The organism is Armatimonadota bacterium (assembly GCA_029907255.1).
Taxonomy (GTDB): Bacteria; Armatimonadota; UBA5829; order DTJY01; family DTJY01; genus JAIMAU01.
In genome coordinates, this window is sequence record JARYMF010000005.1 from 105880 (window position 1) to 121778 (window position 15899).

General features: G+C 49.0%; 12 protein-coding genes. 10 read left to right on the forward strand and 2 right to left on the reverse strand.

The window, feature by feature from the left end; all coding sequences use genetic code 11:
• Positions 1-3 precede the first annotated feature (3 nt).
• The 10 genes from QHH26_05705 (at position 4) to gltA (ending at position 12340) form a co-directional block, all read left to right on the forward strand.
• Positions 4-789 carry a hypothetical protein gene (locus QHH26_05705; GenBank protein ID MDH7481461.1) on the forward strand — a complete coding sequence of 262 codons (786 nt, stop codon included), beginning with the start codon at positions 4-6 and terminating at the stop codon, positions 787-789.
• Between the two features lie 346 nt (positions 790-1135).
• Positions 1136-1459: a thioredoxin gene (trxA, locus tag QHH26_05710; protein MDH7481462.1), complete on the forward strand. Its 324-nt coding sequence runs from the start codon at positions 1136-1138 to the stop codon at positions 1457-1459.
• 135 nt (positions 1460-1594) lie between these two features.
• Complete coding sequence (ugpC, locus tag QHH26_05715; protein MDH7481463.1) at positions 1595-2701, forward strand: sn-glycerol-3-phosphate ABC transporter ATP-binding protein UgpC; 1107 nt, start codon at positions 1595-1597, stop codon at positions 2699-2701.
• Positions 2702-2770: 69 nt separating this feature from the next.
• Positions 2771-3667, forward strand: coding sequence for an SDR family oxidoreductase (locus QHH26_05720; protein ID MDH7481464.1), 897 nt, complete (start codon positions 2771-2773; stop codon positions 3665-3667).
• Positions 3668-3802: 135 nt separating this feature from the next.
• Complete coding sequence (locus QHH26_05725) at positions 3803-4780, forward strand: alpha/beta hydrolase (protein ID MDH7481465.1); 978 nt, start codon at positions 3803-3805, stop codon at positions 4778-4780.
• A gap of 1 nt (position 4781) precedes the next feature.
• The gene (locus QHH26_05730) at positions 4782-5741 is read left to right on the forward strand and encodes an alpha/beta hydrolase (GenBank protein ID MDH7481466.1); all 960 of its coding nucleotides are present in this window, start codon (positions 4782-4784) and stop codon (positions 5739-5741) included.
• Between the two features lie 1313 nt (positions 5742-7054).
• Positions 7055-8419, forward strand: a complete 1365-nt coding sequence (locus tag QHH26_05735; protein MDH7481467.1) for a radical SAM protein — start codon at positions 7055-7057, stop codon at positions 8417-8419.
• The gene (locus tag QHH26_05740; protein ID MDH7481468.1) at positions 8416-9777 is read left to right on the forward strand and encodes a radical SAM protein; all 1362 of its coding nucleotides are present in this window, start codon (positions 8416-8418) and stop codon (positions 9775-9777) included. Before QHH26_05735 ends, QHH26_05740 begins: the two co-directional genes overlap by 4 nt.
• A gap of 259 nt (positions 9778-10036) precedes the next feature.
• Complete coding sequence (locus tag QHH26_05745; GenBank protein MDH7481469.1) at positions 10037-10930, forward strand: sulfide/dihydroorotate dehydrogenase-like FAD/NAD-binding protein; 894 nt, start codon at positions 10037-10039, stop codon at positions 10928-10930.
• Positions 10931-12340: an NADPH-dependent glutamate synthase gene (gene gltA / locus QHH26_05750; GenBank protein MDH7481470.1), complete on the forward strand. Its 1410-nt coding sequence runs from the start codon at positions 10931-10933 to the stop codon at positions 12338-12340.
• Between the two features lie 139 nt (positions 12341-12479).
• On the opposite strand, the gene QHH26_05755 is transcribed toward gltA, so the two are convergent.
• The gene (locus tag QHH26_05755; protein MDH7481471.1) at positions 12480-12659 is read right to left on the reverse strand and encodes a hypothetical protein; all 180 of its coding nucleotides are present in this window, start codon (positions 12657-12659) and stop codon (positions 12480-12482) included.
• A gap of 110 nt (positions 12660-12769) precedes the next feature.
• Positions 12770-15892, reverse strand: a complete 3123-nt coding sequence (locus tag QHH26_05760; GenBank protein ID MDH7481472.1) for a heparinase II/III family protein — start codon at positions 15890-15892, stop codon at positions 12770-12772.
• Between the last annotated feature and the right edge of the window lie 7 nt (positions 15893-15899).

Here is a 15899-nt window from a genome sequence, read left to right on the forward strand (position 1 = left end):
ATAGTGCGTTCGGTAAGAATTGCTGCAATTTTGTCCATAATAGCTCTTTTTTCGATTCTGACATTATTCGCATCGGGCTGCGGCCGCCAAGAATCAACAGAAACAACTCCGCAAAACATCGGTATTGCTCAAGCCAAAGAACAGCCCAAAGAGGCTGCAAAGCCCGCCTCATCAACACAAAAGGAAACACCCAAGGCTTCCGCCTCTCCCAAATCCAAGCAGGCTAAAGCCGATGCCAATCCAAAACAAAAGCCTCAAGCAAAGTCCCAAGAGAAACCAAGTGTGCCGTCGAAAGCCAAATCTCAGGAAAAGCCTCAACCAAAGCCAACCAAGACACATCAAGAACCCACACCAAAGCCAGCACCTGGGGCGCTCTATATTGACAGTGAAGACCCCAGATTTGTCGAAGGGCCCAGGCCCGATTTGCCAACTGACGGCTCACCAGTTGTCATAACCTATCGCATTCCGCGAATGTTCAGCCTCAATTTCAAAGGGCGTGAAACCAATGAAGGAACGCAGGGCATTAGTTTTATGACGATGACCATCTCAGGCGAAGCAGGGTCGGACACCGAAATACATCTTGTGGTTCGAGACAGAGCAAAACCTATCGAGCCAATTTTCCGCATCACCGCAAAAAATGCAAAGAAGGGACAAACCTGGAGGAAATCCATCACTGGAATGGAGATAGAAGCCAAACTGCTTGATTATGCAACAGATTCCGGACTGTCAATTACCGGTCCTGCTTTGGTTATAATCAAAGTTCAAATAAGAGCAACACTAAAGCCATAGATTCTTCCCTTAGCTTTCAAGTAAAAATGCGACAAGAATACAACCAGCGCCAGTACCGATGGTAAGCAGCCCTTTGCCGCCTCTGCCGCTATCCAAAACAATGCCAAAATAACCGCAAATGTTTCTACCAAAAGTATACTCGCCACTCTTCCAGTCTGAAAAGCTTCTACCCCAAACCAAAAAGATGCACGTGCTTTTTCTTACTTTTTGACCCAAGACAAAATTTTTCCGCAAACAAACCTATCTAATTTCTTGACAACCTTCCGTTGTTGCAATAGAATAGCGCAAGCTGTGAGCCTAGCCACCCCTCCATTAACCAATTCTGCAAGGAGAAATAACAAAGAAAATGAGCAACGTAAAAGAGGTTACCGATGAAGATTTCGAGCAGGAAGTTCTGCAATCCACCACCCCAGTCCTTGTTGACTTTTGGGCACCATGGTGTGGACCTTGCCGAATGATTGCACCCATCGTAGAAGAAGTAGCCCAAAATTACGAGGAAAAGCTCAAGGTCGCCAAGGTTAATGTAGACCAGTCCCCATTGGTCGTCGCGCGATTCAGAATAATGAGCATCCCTACCTTAATGCTATTTAAAAATGGGAACGTCATTGAAACGATTGTGGGTGCAGTGCCAAAAAATCAGATTGTTGAAAAAATACAGCCGCACATTTAACTCACAGTCACGGTTTCCGCTATCCCAATTTCCAATTCCCTTATTAACCTGCATCCGTTGACAAGAAGTGAGGGCCTTAACTATAATTGATTATCGGAAATTTTCCTGAAACAGCATGAGGAGGTACGCCATAATATGGCCGGCGTCATACTGAAGAACCTAACTAAGACTTTTAAGACTGTCGTCGCAGTCAAAAATATGAATCTTGAAATAAAGGACAAGGAATTCTTGGTCCTCGTTGGCCCTTCAGGCTGTGGAAAGACGACAGCGCTTAGAATGATTGCGGGACTCGAAGAAGTCACCGAGGGCGAGATTTACATCGGGGACCGCCTCGTAAACGACGTTTCGCCCAAAGACCGAGATATTGCCATGGTTTTCCAAAACTATGCGCTCTATCCCCATATGAGCGTCTACGACAATATGGCATTTGGGCTGAAACTCCGCAAAGTCCCCAAGCAAGAAATCAAGAGGCGCGTCACCGAAGTTGCACAAATGCTCGGCCTTACCGACCTGCTCGACCGCAAGCCAAAACAGCTTTCCGGCGGTCAAAGGCAGAGAGTGGCTCTTGGCCGTGCTATTGTCCGCGAACCAAAAGTCTTCCTCATGGACGAACCCCTATCCAACCTTGATGCAAAGCTCCGCGTCCAAACCCGCGCCGAGCTCATCAAACTGCACCGACGGCTCGGAATAACTACTATTTATGTAACCCACGATCAAGTCGAAGCGATGACAATGGGGGACCGAATTGCCGTTATGCGCGACGGGGTTGTTCAGCAAGTAGACACTCCTCTCGGCTTATACAACAATCCCGCAAACATGTTCGTCGCTGGCTTTATCGGTACGCCGGCTATGAACTTCATCGAAGCAACACTCCTGAAAGCTAGCGACAGATACGTCGTTGATGCCGGAAGCTTCAAAGTGGTAATTCCCGAATCGAAAAATGGTAAATTCGAATCATACGTCGGTAGGAAGGTTATCTTCGGCATTCGCCCAGAAGACATCTTCGATAAAGCCCTCAGCCCCCTAGTGAAACCCACCGAGGAAAATACTATCAAAGCCCTGGTAGATGTTATCGAGCCCATGGGACCCGTTTGCACAATGTACCTCACGACCGGAAACCACAACCTAGTCGCGACAATTGACGCCGACACAAAGGCAAAAGAAGCAACCGAAATGGAAATCGTCTTTGACATGGAAAAAAGCCACCTCTTCGATCCCGAAACCGAGGCGGCAATTTATTAAAACCTTTGCAAAAAGATTAGAGGATTAAACAGGGCCTTGGTGGGACGCCGAGGCCCTTTTTGACAGCCTATGAAAAAGCTTTTCATCACAGGCGGAAGCGGCATGCTCGGGAGCTATGCCGCCGTTCAAGCGGCGGAAAAAGGTTGGGACGTCACTGCCTCGTATAGACACAACGCCATCGAACTGCCAGGCTGTCGAACCGTTCAACTAGAGCTCTCGAACGCCGAACAAGTGCTAGAGGTAATCGCCAGCGCCTCGCCCAACGCAATTATCCACACCGCCGCACAAGCAAAACCCGATTTCTGCGAGCAAAATAAACTCGCGGCTTTCGAAGCCAACGTCATCGGAACTTTTAATATTGTCCGCGCCGCGGAGAAAATTGGCGCGCACCTCGTTCACATATCCACCGACACCGTCTTCAACGGCGAGAAAAACCCTTATAAGGAAAACGACACGCTTTCCCCACCCAACTACTACGGTCTAACCAAAGCCGCGGCGGAGGCGGCCGTTGCAACTTCAAACGGCGGCTGGGCTATCGTCCGCACATCAATTATCTTTGGCCCGCGTAAGTTCCCCTTCCAAGAATCCTTCTCCGACAAAATAATTGACGCCCTTAAGGCTGGCAACAGAATCAAAGCCTACGCAGACCAATATCGGTGCCCAATCCCTGCATGGAATCTTGCCGACGCTTGCCTCGAGATTGTCGAACGCCGACTCACCGGCATCTTCCATGTCGAGTGCCCCGACGTCGTCTCACGCCTGGAGTGGGCACTGAAAATCGCCGAGGTCTTCAATCTCCCTAAATCGCTAATCGAACCAATGTATATGGACTCTTCTCCAGGAATCGCCAACCGCTCCAAAATACTTGTGCTCGACGTTTCTAATACTATCCAAAAGCTCCACACCCCGCTACTCGGATTCGAAGAAAGCATCAACGAATTGAAACGCAGGATGACAAATGACTAGACAATTCCCTACTCTTGGGGTTATCATACGTTATACATAAGCAACCACAGCCAACCTGTTCAGCCCAAATTGACATTCCATCGGCTCAAAGTACATTAAAAGCAAACAGCACCGACAAAGGAGCGCGATGCCAAAATGACCCATAAAACAAGCCACAGCCCATATGTAAGGTGGACGCTCGCCATTATCGTTTTCTTGCTCGCCTGTGCCGCTTGCCTGAACTCCAACAACCCAGCTTTGTGCCTGCAGGGGTTCGCACTAAAACAAGCCATCCCAGCCGATATCGAAATCATACGCAACGTGGAATACGGTAAAGGCGGGGACGAACCTCTCACACTCGATATCGTCCGCCCAAAACGCCCGTCCATCAAACCAATGCCAGCCGTTATCTTTGTTCACGGCGGGGGATGGCAAAGTGGAAGCAAGGAGGCAGGTATTCGAAAAATCATCCCACTCGCCCAAAACGGGTATTTCTGCGTTACAATTAATTACCGCCTCACTGATAAAGCCCCTTTCCCCGCTCAAATCGAGGACTGCAAATGTGCTGTTCGGTGGCTCCGCGCCCACGCCAAAGATTACAACGTTGATTCCAATCACATCGGCGCTTGGGGCTCCTCCGCCGGCGGCCACCTCGTCGCCCTCCTAGGTACATCAGGCGGCGTGAAAGAACTTGAAGGGAACGGCGGATGGGAAAAGTTTTCTAGCAAAGTCCAAGCCGTCGCCGATTACTTCGGTCCCACTGACTTTCTATATTGGGCAGAAGAGGCGAAGAAAAAAGGATTTAACATCGAAGAGCTAGAGCGAAAGCGCGCAAATGGAGCAATCTCCAAACTCCTTGGGGGACCTTTCTCTCAGAAAATTGACGTTGCGAAGAAAGCCAGCCCCACTACCTACGTTGATAAAAAAGATCCGCCGTTTTTCATCGCGCATGGCGAAAACGATAACCTCGTCCCCCTCAGCCAAAGCAAGGTATTATACGAAGCTCTGAAGAAAAATGGAATTGAATGCATGCTCCACATCGTGAAAGGTGAGGGGCACGGCTTCAAAACCCCCGAAACCGATAAATTGGTTATGGATTTCTTCGACAAACACCTAAAGGAAAGGAAGAAGTAAAATGTACACAACGGCCTCGTTCGCCCTAATCTTCGCTTTAATCCCGCTAGCAATTGCCGCGGTCGTTCCCGCAACCGAAAAGCAAACCGCGCCAACAAAGTCCGAGTTCCAAATACCCGATGACATCGAGCTAATAAAAGACATCCCCTACAGCCCCGACGGAAACGAAAAGCATAGATTGGACATTCTCCGCCTAAAGAAACCGCCAAAAGACCCTATGCCCGTAATAGTCTGGATACACGGCGGAGGGTTCCGCGGTGGAAGCAAGACATCCGGATATCCGCGCCTCATCCGCTTCGTTAGACGCGGATACTTGGGCGTTACAATTGACTACAGATTCAGTACCGAAAAAATATTCCCAGCGCAAATCCACGACTGCAAGTGTGCAATTCGGTTCCTCCGCGCACACTCAAAGAAGTACAACCTAGACCCCGAAAGGATAGGCGTTTGGGGCGCATCCGCAGGCGGTTACCTCGTGTCCATGCTTGGTACAACCAGCGGAATAGAGGAATTCGAAGGGAACGGAGGCTGGCAAGAATATTCCAGCCGCGTTCAAGCCGTGGTAGACTTCTATGGAATGACGGACTTCCTAGCGATAGAAGAGTTGGTGAAGCAAGGCAAAGCGACCGAGCGCTTTATGATTCACGACGGGAAGGATTCAGCCTCGGGGCTCCTCGGTGGACCCTTCTGGGAGAACCCAGAACTCTGTCGGAAAGCCAGCCCAACAACATACGCATCAAAAGACGACCCGCCGTTCTACATCTTTCACGGCGACAGCGACCCACTAACTCCGCACAGCCAAAGCCAATTGCTCCACGACGTGCTGAGAAAAGCGGGAGTCGAATCCCATATCTACATAGTGAAAGGTGGAAAACACGGGTGGCCCTCGCGACCCGATGTTGACGAAAAGATAGACGCATTCTTCGACAAGCATTTGCTGAAGAAAAAGCCATCAAAGTAAAAGGGCAATCCCCAAAGGCAAACGCGGAGTCCAACATCGGCCGGCAAGCACTTTCGCGGGTTCATAGTAAACTAACCAACCAAGCTGAAGCCGCTCACAACCAAAATAAGCCAAAGCGAATCCCCCCGCTCAAAGGCAGGAAAAAACAAGCTAGGCTCTCCAACCAATACCGCCAAGCGGGGGGATTCTTCGCAGTGCTCTCCTAAATATGCCTTCCGCCCAACCAAACCCAAATCAATTAACCAAACCGAACCATCCCTTTTGCAAAAAAGAATAGGCGATTGCACAAATGAATTAGGCGCATCTAGCACAAAAACCAAAAGCACACTATCTCAAATCAAGGCATTTTTAACTTGATTTGCCGCTAGAACAACAACTTTGTACCGTTGTGCAATATTTTTAGACCGCGGTACAAAAATGTTAGACCGCGGTACAACATTGTTAGACCGCGGGACAACATTGTTAGACCGAGGGACAAAAATGTTGTACCGAAGTACAAAAGTGTTGTACCGAAGTACAAAAATGTTGTACGACTGTGCAAAAGTTTTGCACAAAAGTACAAAGAGATTGAACCGCCTCACATCAAAGTTTGCAATTGGTTGGTAAACTTCCACAAAAGCGGCAACAAGCATTGAAGAAAAGAGTAAAAAAAGCAAGAAAATGGGTAGAAAAAGAGTACCTAATCCAACAAAATCGCAAACTCTTTTTAATAAGGCAAAAGCGAGGCGCATGCTGTTTAGCGCTTATTGAACTCTTTTGAATACGCCAGCCGCTTTTGCAGTTGCTTTGTTTGCAGTTTTCGTCACTGCTCGAACGGCGAATAAAAATGGGTGAAAGCCGCAAGCCCCAAACGGCAGTCGGCGGCACCTTTCCAATATCTCGACATGCGCAGTGTCCAGTCCTTCGTGCAAATCCCAACTCTCTGCGCACCGAGGAGCAACAGCCAAATAGCAAAGTCGCCATAAATACTTAGGCGGCTCTATATGGTTGTCAGCACAGATTTATTGGGTATACTCCTTATGACTATTTTTGCTGAATCAACCGCTGGCTTTCACCAATGGTGCTTGACAAATTATAGGAATTAGGTTTTTCTACTCATAAAGAATGCATGTTTGGGGTAAATAACAAACATAGTAAGAAGACATGCGGCAGTCAAACAACCAAAGCCGAACCCAGCCCGAAATCTGCAAATGTTGGGAGGAGGCTCTTTGAACGCGGCAGTTAGCGCTTATAAAAGGATATTCTAGGCTAGCCATGGAACTAGAAATTACTCGCTTAACCAACAACCAAGGGACAAAAGGGGGCAAAAAAGTATGAACAGACCAGCTTTTGCGACAAAGAGTCGTTCATTCGCCTTGAGGCAAATGCTCGCACTTTTGAGCAAGTTCTCTGACGACAGCATTATCAAGATAACGCGGGCGGCAGAAATTGTTGCGCGGCATCCCGAACATAAGAAGCAGATTGCATGGATTAGGGACCTCTTTGAGCAAGGTCATCCGTCCATTGAACTTGCCCGCAGGGTCTTGCGCGACACCAGTCCCAAGGTGCGCGAGGGTGTAATAATGAACCTTTTTGTTCGAGGGGTGTGGGAAGGCGCAGAAAAGCGGAAGCAGTTCGAAGCCCTCCACGGCTACTATCCGCCCTTCCTTCTTGTCATCAGTCCAACGATGAGATGCAATCTTAGATGCTGGGGATGCTACGCTGGAGCGTATGACCAAAAAGAAGAACTGACCACGGAAGAAGTAGACAGAATAATAACCGAAGCAAAAGAAATGGGCATCCATTTCATCACTATATCTGGCGGGGAGCCATTTATCCGCAAAGACCTCCTAGATATATACAAAAAGCATAATGACGTTGCGTTCCAAATTTACACAAATGGCACACTAATAGACGAAGAGACCGCAAAGTTGCTAGGAGAGCTTGGCAACGTCGTTCCAGCCATAAGCGTCGAAGGATTCGAGCAGGAAACAGATGAGCGGCGGGGGAAAGGCGCCCACAAGAAGATAATCGCGGCAATGGAAGCCCTCAAAGCCAATGGATGCATTTACGGATTCTCTGCAACAGCGACCAGCCGCAATGTAGACGTCTTGACCGACGAAAGATTCATTGACTACTACATCGAACAGGGGGCTTACTTCGGCTGGTTCTTCACGTACATTCCCATAGGAAAGAACCCATCGCTTGACCTTATGCCGACGCCGGAGCAACGCGACCGCCTTCGCGCTCGCACGCTGGAGATAAGACGCACACGGCCGATATTCGTCGGCGACTTTTGGAACGACGGGCCTCTTACCAGGGGCTGCATGGCTGGTGGCAGGCTTTACGCCCACATTAATCATAGGGGCGACGTTGAACCCTGCGTGTTCTCGCACTTTGCGGTTGACAACATACGCAGTAAGTCTTTGAAAGAAGCCCTAGACTCGGAGTTCTTCCGTGCAATTCGGAAGAAACAGCCTTTCAACGAGAACCACCTTACGCCCTGCATGATAATAGACAATCCACACGTCTTGAGAGAAGTTGTCTGCAAGTACAACGCGTTTGCAACCGATGGCGGCGAAGCACTTCTCACCACGCTTGCTCCTGAGCTTGATAACTACGCGAAGGCATACCAGGCAATCGCCATTGTACCTTGGGAGCAAGGGTATGATTGGGCGAAAGGAGAGGAGCAAAAATGAAAGCAACATTAATAGCGCCCCGAATGGAGGAAGAGAAATCCTACGAAGAAGATCCGAAACCTCTTTTTCCTCCGTTATCGCTTATGACAGTGGCATCGCTGACCCCCGAAGACGTTGAGGTCGAACTCATTGACGAATCGGTAGAGCCCATAGATTTTGATACAAACGCCGATTTAGTTGGCATCACAGCCACAACAGCGGCGGCAAATAGAGCATACGAAATAGCCGACTGCTTTCGAGAACGCGGAAAGTGCGTAGTCATTGGGGGAGTCCACGCCACAGCACTGCCCGAGGAAGCGGCGAATCATGCAGATGCCGTAGTGGTTGGTGAAGCAGAGGGAAAATGGGAGGCAGTAATCGAAGACTTTCGCCAAGGCAGACTACGCAAATTCTATACAAGCGAAGACCGTCCAAACCCTGAATGCATCCCTTCACCCAGGCGCGACCTAGTTGATGCAAAAGACTACCTTTTTGCGTACACAGTGCAAACTACTCGCGGATGTCCCTTTAATTGTTCATTCTGCTCAGTAACCTCTTTCTTTGGCCGCACATACCGTATGAGACCTGTGCAAGCCGTTGTGGAAGAAATCCAATCGCTTCCGGGAAACCTCATTCTAATTGTGGACGACAACATAATGGGACATCCAGCCTATGCAAAGAAACTGTTCGAAGCCCTAAAACCGTTGAAAAAGCAATGGTTTGGACAGGCTTCGCTCAGTATACTTAAGCACCCGGAGCTAATGACATTAGCCGCCGAAAGTGGGTGTAAGGGACTTTTCATTGGGATGGAGACGCTTTCCGACGACACTTTGAAAAACATCGGAAAAACTATCAACACAAAGACAAACTATAAGGAAGTAGTTGCTCGGCTTCATGATGTGGGTATTGCCGTTCTTGCCGCCTTCATTTTCGGATTTGACGAAGACGACCAAAGTGTATTCGAAAGAACTGTTGAATTTGTTAACCGCGCAAAGATTGATGCGGCGCAATTTTCGATTTTGACTCCATTCCCAGGGACGCGGATTTTTCACGAATTTGAATCGGAAGGCAGGATAATAGATAAGAACTGGAGCCATTACGATGGTGCCCACGTCGTATACAAGCCGGCGCGTTTGAAACCAGAAGCGCTTCTTGAGGGACTGCGAAATGCCTACCGCCAAGTATATTCTACCAGCTCCATACTTCGCAGACTTGGTCCTGCACTAAAACTGCGGTTTGCCGCAATTGCACTAAACACGGCATATCGGCGAAGGATTATAAACTGGCTGAAGAAGCTAGGCATTGAACAGCGACAGCAAGCCGACCTAATGCCGCCGAGCAGTACACCACATAAGGATTCGCAAATACTAAAGGCTTAGATTTTGCCCCAAATTGTATGAACTTCGGCTAATCAAAGTTCGCCGAAAGCCATACAAAAGCCGCCGCAAACTGCCCCAATTTTGCTAGCACTTGAATTTTGAGCAATAATCCGCCAGATAGTTTGCCAGTCTCTCCAACCTCGAAATATTCCATGGCAAAACAAATCTATTTGCGTCTTTCCATGCAGGGGGGATTGCAAAAAATGCAAGTGAGTTGTAGAATTTTCTGCTGACGCGGTTTTCAGCGCAGGAGGAGTTCATGAACGAGAGAGAATACCCGGGGGCATGCAAGCTTGCTGGTTTGACGCCAGATGAACTTAGGAACACGATTGTTCGTAAGGAGAAGCTCTCGCCCACAATAACCCGCATGGAGATAAGAGCCCCGCTAATCGCACGTGCGGCAAAAGCTGGGCAGTTCGTTATGGTTTGGGTTGGCGAAAAGAGCGAGCGCGTGCCTCTCACAATATGCGATTGGGACGTTGATAAAGGCACAATTACGATTATCTTCCAAGAGGTCGGCTTCAGCACAAAGGAGCTTGGGCGACTTGAAGAAGGCGAAGACATTGCAAGCATTGCTGGACCACTTGGAAAGCCGACGGAGATTGACAACTTCGGCACCGCTGTTGTTGTTGGAGGGGGCGTTGGAACCGCCATTGCGTACCCAATCGCTAAATCACTAAAGAAGGCGAATAATAAACTAATCGTTGTCGTTGGCGCACGCGAGAAATCGCTAGTTTTGCTTGAGAACGAAATGCGAAAAATCGCCGACGAGCTCATCATCACCACTGACGACGGCTCATATGGGCGCAAGGGATTAGTAACGGATGCGCTCAGCGAACTCCTCGAATCTCAGAAAGTTGACATGGTATTCGCCGCCGGCCCGCTTCCGATGATGAAAGCTGTTGCAATGACGACACAACCTTACGGCGTTAAGACAATCGTAAGCCTCGACCCGATTATGATTGACGGCACGGGGATGTGCGGTGGCTGTCGGGTAACAGTCGGCAGAAAGACGATGTTCACATGTGTAGACGGCCCTGATTTCGATGCCCATCAAGTGGACTGGGATGAACTCAGGGCGCGAAAAGCATACTACTTTGACGAAGAAAACAAAGCCAACGCTAACGCACTTGTTGATGGAGCTAAGAAGTAAATGGCAGAGATAAAACCCCGAAACCCAATGCCGCAACAAGATCCCGCGGTTAGGATTAAAAACTTCGACGAGGTTGCTCTTGGTTACACTGAGGAGCTGGCTTTGGCGGAAGCCGCTCGATGTTTGAATTGCCCGAAGAAACCTTGCGTCGCCGGTTGCCCCGTGAATATTGACATCCCGAAGTTCATCGAGCTAATCAAGAACAAAGATTACATCGGGGCGGCGCGAGAGATAAAAAGGACGAACTCCCTTCCCGCGATATGCGGAAGAGTTTGCCCACAGGAGGAACAATGCGAGAAGGTCTGCGTGCTTGCTAGGAAATATGAGCCCGTCGCAATTGGTCGGTTGGAACGATTTGCCGCGGATTATGAAGCGGCTTGTGCTAATCCTTTCAACGTTCCAAAGCCCTCGAACCCCGAACTATCGAGGTACCACGTTGCTGTAATAGGGAGCGGCCCCGCGGGACTCACGGTTGCGGGCGACCTTGCAAAGATAGGCTACTCTGTCACAATATTTGAGGCGCTTCACAAGCTAGGCGGAGTCTTAAGATACGGCATCCCGGAGTTTAGACTCCCTCGCGCAGTGTTGGACCGCGAGATAGACTACGTTAAATCGCTTGGCGTCACCTTCCTAACAAATGTAATCATTGGCCGCACGTTCCGACTGAATGATCTATTAGAGCAGGGCTATGATGCAGTATTCATCGGGACAGGTGCAGGCGCTCCGAAACTTTTGGGTATACCCGGGGAGAATCTTTCTGGCATCTACTCTGGCAATGAATGGCTCACCAGAATCAATCTAATGAGGGCGCATCGAGATGACTACGCCACTCCACTTAAGAAACCGAAGAAGGTTTGCGTTGTGGGCGCTGGGAACACGGCAATGGACTGTGCTAGAACAGCTCTGCGGGTTGGCGCCGAGAAAGTAACGATTGTCTATCGAAGAAGCCGCACTGAGATGCCTGCTCGTGCGGAGGAGGTCGAAAATGCCGAGCAGGAGGGCGTTGTTTTCCAACTTTTAACAAACCCAAAGCGCTTCATAAGCGACGATAACGGCGCCGTGAGGGCGATGGAATGCCTCCGCATGGAGCTTGGCGAGCCGGATGAATCAGGCAGACGCCGTCCCATCGCCGTCGAAGGGTCGGAGTTCGAGATTGAATGCGACATGGTGATTGTTGCTCTTGGGCAGAATCCCAACCCACTGATTCGCCAGACGACGGAAGGGCTAAAGACGGAGAGTTGGGGAGGCATAATTATTGACCCCGAGACTGGGATGACCTCAATTCCAGGCGTTTTCGCAGGTGGCGATGCGGTTACCGGCGAGGCTACTGTCATCTCGGCGATGGGCGCGGGCAAGATTGCAGCGAGAGGCATAGATAAATACATACGGGAGAAATACGGACTGGAATAGAAGTCAACTGCTGGCGTACGGGACTCCTTCGCCCCCAGTGTTCACGAGGCTATCTGCGTTTAATGCCCAGCAAATCCCAACTCAAACACCCCAACAACCGTTGCCGTCGGGGATAATGAGCATCGGACCGCAGTGCTCTTCAAAATTGCCTCGACTTGCTTAGAGCGATAAGTATTATAGCCAATAGGGCGGCTGCCAATCCAAGCCAGAAAGAAACACGCGCACCAAGTAATACAGGCTCATCCGGACGCCATCTGCTCGAAACGACATAAAGCGCAATAATAAGCACCACGAGAAGAACTAATTCGGCTGTCTTCATCCTCTTTAATCCTTCCTAAGCTCTTTGCTCTTGCAAGCTGTGCGGCTCAGAAATGCCAGATGCGATTTTAAAGATTACTACCCGAACACTCTTGTTACAAAAAACTTATTTTAGCGTTGCTTTACAAATCTAACGGCATCAGCCACAAAGTATCTGCCATCCTCTTTGGAACGATTAACGCCCTTAATAGTATTACCAATTGCGTTGAAATCGAACACACCTAAAGTAGCCCATTTTCCTGCGTTCTTTTGCTGGTCTATAATCTGCGAAGACCTGCTATTCACAATGTATTCGACTTCGTGGCTGAGCGGCAGAAGCGAACGTGGAATGTGAACTTGTACTTCATACTTGCCGGTATCAGGTAAGATTACCCTCCACTCAGCCCATTCATTGCGCCCAACGTCGGTCTCATGCTGAAGATATGAAATGCCAATCGGCTCGCCATCCGGCATCGGTCCCCACTCTCGACTTTCCATGCGTGAAAACCCAAGGTCGGTGTCATCTACGACAACTGCTTTCGGCTTATCGGCAAATGGATAACACACTTCGCCAAAGAACTTCCGCGGTGGACCGCCGTTTATCGAGACAAACGAACATTTTCCGCCATTTATTCTTAGCGACGGCTCCTCTTCCCGGCACCAGACGCGAAGTATTCCATTGTTGTACTCCACATCTAACGTGCCAATCTGCCTATCAGACTTCGCGAGAAGAGTGTTTCCCAACCAAATCTCCGACCCCTCAACCCACGAGAACGCCTTAACCCTGCCGTCTCTTAAGATGCGGATAAGCGATGCCCGAGCAACTGCAGAAAATTCGCTCGATGATATTTTGCGGATATTCGGTTCCAAAGGGCGGCACAATCCAATGTAATCTTTGCCCCAAACTGTTTTAACCGAAAATGCATAAATGCCAGGAACGTCCAACGGAATAAGACTTTTGACCGCAACCCTTTTGCAGCCCTCCTCAGCTTTCCAGGGATAGAGAAGAGTTGCCAGCGATGTTTTGCCACTTGCAAGCTTTTCGTACACAACAACTGGGGCATTTTCCTTTACACCGGCCTTGAAGGCAACATAGCCGTCCTCCTTCCGCGCTGTTAGGCCTTCGCGGAGTATGGGGACAACAGCAATGTTGCCGCCACTGGGGTATGTAGTTTCGGCGACCAAGCGTGAGTTTAGCTTTACCTCGCCGGGGGCGAAGTGCCAATACTGTTCCAGCTTGTGATTTCCCTCAAAGTATAGCTGGTCGCTCACGAGCCAGTAGTCAGGCTTTACGAAAATAATTTCACGGTCGCTAACAGTATGCTGATAAAAGCGATTGCGGCCATCGAAATAATCCATAAACTTCGTTGAAGCCCAGTGAGAATACTCTGTCGTTCGCCCATAATTCTCATAATTCCGTCCGTCTATCAAGACAACATTGTGGGCTTTTGCAATCCAAAACCAGTCATGGTCAGCTGAGTAATTATACCTGCCAGGATCAACTAACAAAGGTCTGCCAAACGCATAAACTACGGGAGCGGTGAGGTCGAAGTGCCCATGCGTGCCAATCCAATTGCCATTGTGGACGGCAAGATAGGTTGAATCTTCAAAATTACCGCGCATAAAATAATAGCCACTGCAAGGAAAACAATTAGAGATGGGCGACGGCTGCTTCCCCTTCTTTCCTTGAGTAGCAAAGTACTCTAGATCTTGGCGGCCTAGAATCTTTGCGACCTCAGACAGTTCCTCCGCATAGTTCTCACTGTCGGAATCTCCGAACATTGGCGTCATTCCGTTTGGCTGGGTCAAGTATCCTAAAAAGGTATACATTTTGCCCAAGATGTCCCGCATATCCGAAGGAATGGGGATTCCCTTTTCATTTGCTCGAATGAGAAGCGACTTTAGGCGGCGAGCACAAATACCGTGGTAGTTCGGCGCTGCTTCGTTAAGTACGCCATCGGCGCATAAAGATTCATGCGAAAGCTCCACAAGCTTCTTAACGGCAAAATCCGCCCATTCGCGCCAGTATTTGTATTCGGGGTTGTCTAGCGCATTGTTTAGAAGCGCATCGTATACCTGAAATCCCCAATTGCCGCCCCACCCCTGACCGCCATTGGTAATACCGCTGTAGAGAAGCTTGCCGAATTGAATTTGAAAGTGGATAAAAGCCATGCGTGTGTCGGTTTCAAGATTCGGTGATTTCATCAACTCCCCATAATAATACCAAGCATTACCGCCAAACTTGCGCGCAATTTGAAGGCCTGAATAAGCAGCATTATTCCAGTCAACTCCTGGTTTTGTTGGCGGTGGATTATCAAGCATCCAAGCAACATAAAACTCGTTTGCCTTCTTTGCGTACCTTTCATCGCCGCTGTTTATATATGCATAGCCCAAGATTCTAGGAAGCCCCCAATTGCAAAGATACTCGGCAAGACCTCCTTTGCCAGGAACAGGATTCGCCCACCAATTTATGCGCTCACCAAGATAGAAATCCAAGCCTTGGTGCTCGACCACATGCTTTAGAGCTTTCTCGGCGGGAGTGAAATTTGCCTGCGGATTCTTCTTTGGCATTATCTTGGGGTCGTGCCACTGAGAAAGCGATCGAGAATCAAAATGAGCAACCGTCTCTTTGATTGCTTGTTCCCAATTCTCCGCCTTGACGGCTAATTTAACCTTTTCCATACCGGGCGCATCAAGGTCAAAATCAGAGAAAAGCTCACGCATCAAGGTTTCATGGTCAGCCTTGCGCTTGACTAACACTTTAAAAAATAGATTACCATTCGCATCGGCATATATCCCGGCTCTGCCATCGCCTTTGCCGTTATGGGTTAGCTCAAAATAGTAGCTTTTATTCGGCTCTGCTGGACAACGAACATAGAAAGGATTTTCGCCTAGCACGTTCTTAACGGTTACATCACTTAGGGTATATTCAGCAAGCTTCCTGGACTTTGCTTGCGAGTCCCACAAAGTTAGCGTCACAGCTTCTCCGGACTGCCATTGCTCAGGCGATTGATCAAGGTATACGGTTATGCGGAATATTTCGTGGACATTCTCGCCTGTGGTAAAACTATGTCCTATAGGGGAGTTAGAGGTCACCTCGAGCCGAAGTTCTTTGCCACCGGACATCTGGTCAACGATTGCATAATTAAGGATATCGTCTAACACCTGTCCGGCAGCCGCGTAAGAAATGGAGGCAATAATCAATAGAATCTGGCAAAAGGTCTTCTGCACAGATAAAAGTCGAGAGTCAACCACTAAGATT

Bases quoted from the DNA above. Each gene is read 5' to 3' on its own strand.
- ugpC (MDH7481463.1), top strand. From the start codon at position 1,595: ATGGCCGGCGTCATACTGAAGAACCTAACTAAGACTTTTAAGACTGTC.
- QHH26_05755 (MDH7481471.1), bottom strand. From the start codon at position 12,659: ATGAAGACAGCCGAATTAGTTCTTCTCGTGGTGCTTATTATTGCGCTT.
- QHH26_05745 (MDH7481469.1), top strand. From the start codon at position 10,037: ATGAACGAGAGAGAATACCCGGGGGCATGCAAGCTTGCTGGTTTGACG.
- QHH26_05725 (MDH7481465.1), top strand. From the start codon at position 3,803: ATGACCCATAAAACAAGCCACAGCCCATATGTAAGGTGGACGCTCGCC.
- trxA (MDH7481462.1), top strand. From the start codon at position 1,136: ATGAGCAACGTAAAAGAGGTTACCGATGAAGATTTCGAGCAGGAAGTT.
- QHH26_05730 (MDH7481466.1), top strand. From the start codon at position 4,782: ATGTACACAACGGCCTCGTTCGCCCTAATCTTCGCTTTAATCCCGCTA.
- QHH26_05720 (MDH7481464.1), top strand. From the start codon at position 2,771: ATGAAAAAGCTTTTCATCACAGGCGGAAGCGGCATGCTCGGGAGCTAT.
- QHH26_05740 (MDH7481468.1), top strand. From the start codon at position 8,416: ATGAAAGCAACATTAATAGCGCCCCGAATGGAGGAAGAGAAATCCTAC.
- QHH26_05735 (MDH7481467.1), top strand. From the start codon at position 7,055: ATGAACAGACCAGCTTTTGCGACAAAGAGTCGTTCATTCGCCTTGAGG.
- gltA (MDH7481470.1), top strand. From the start codon at position 10,931: ATGGCAGAGATAAAACCCCGAAACCCAATGCCGCAACAAGATCCCGCG.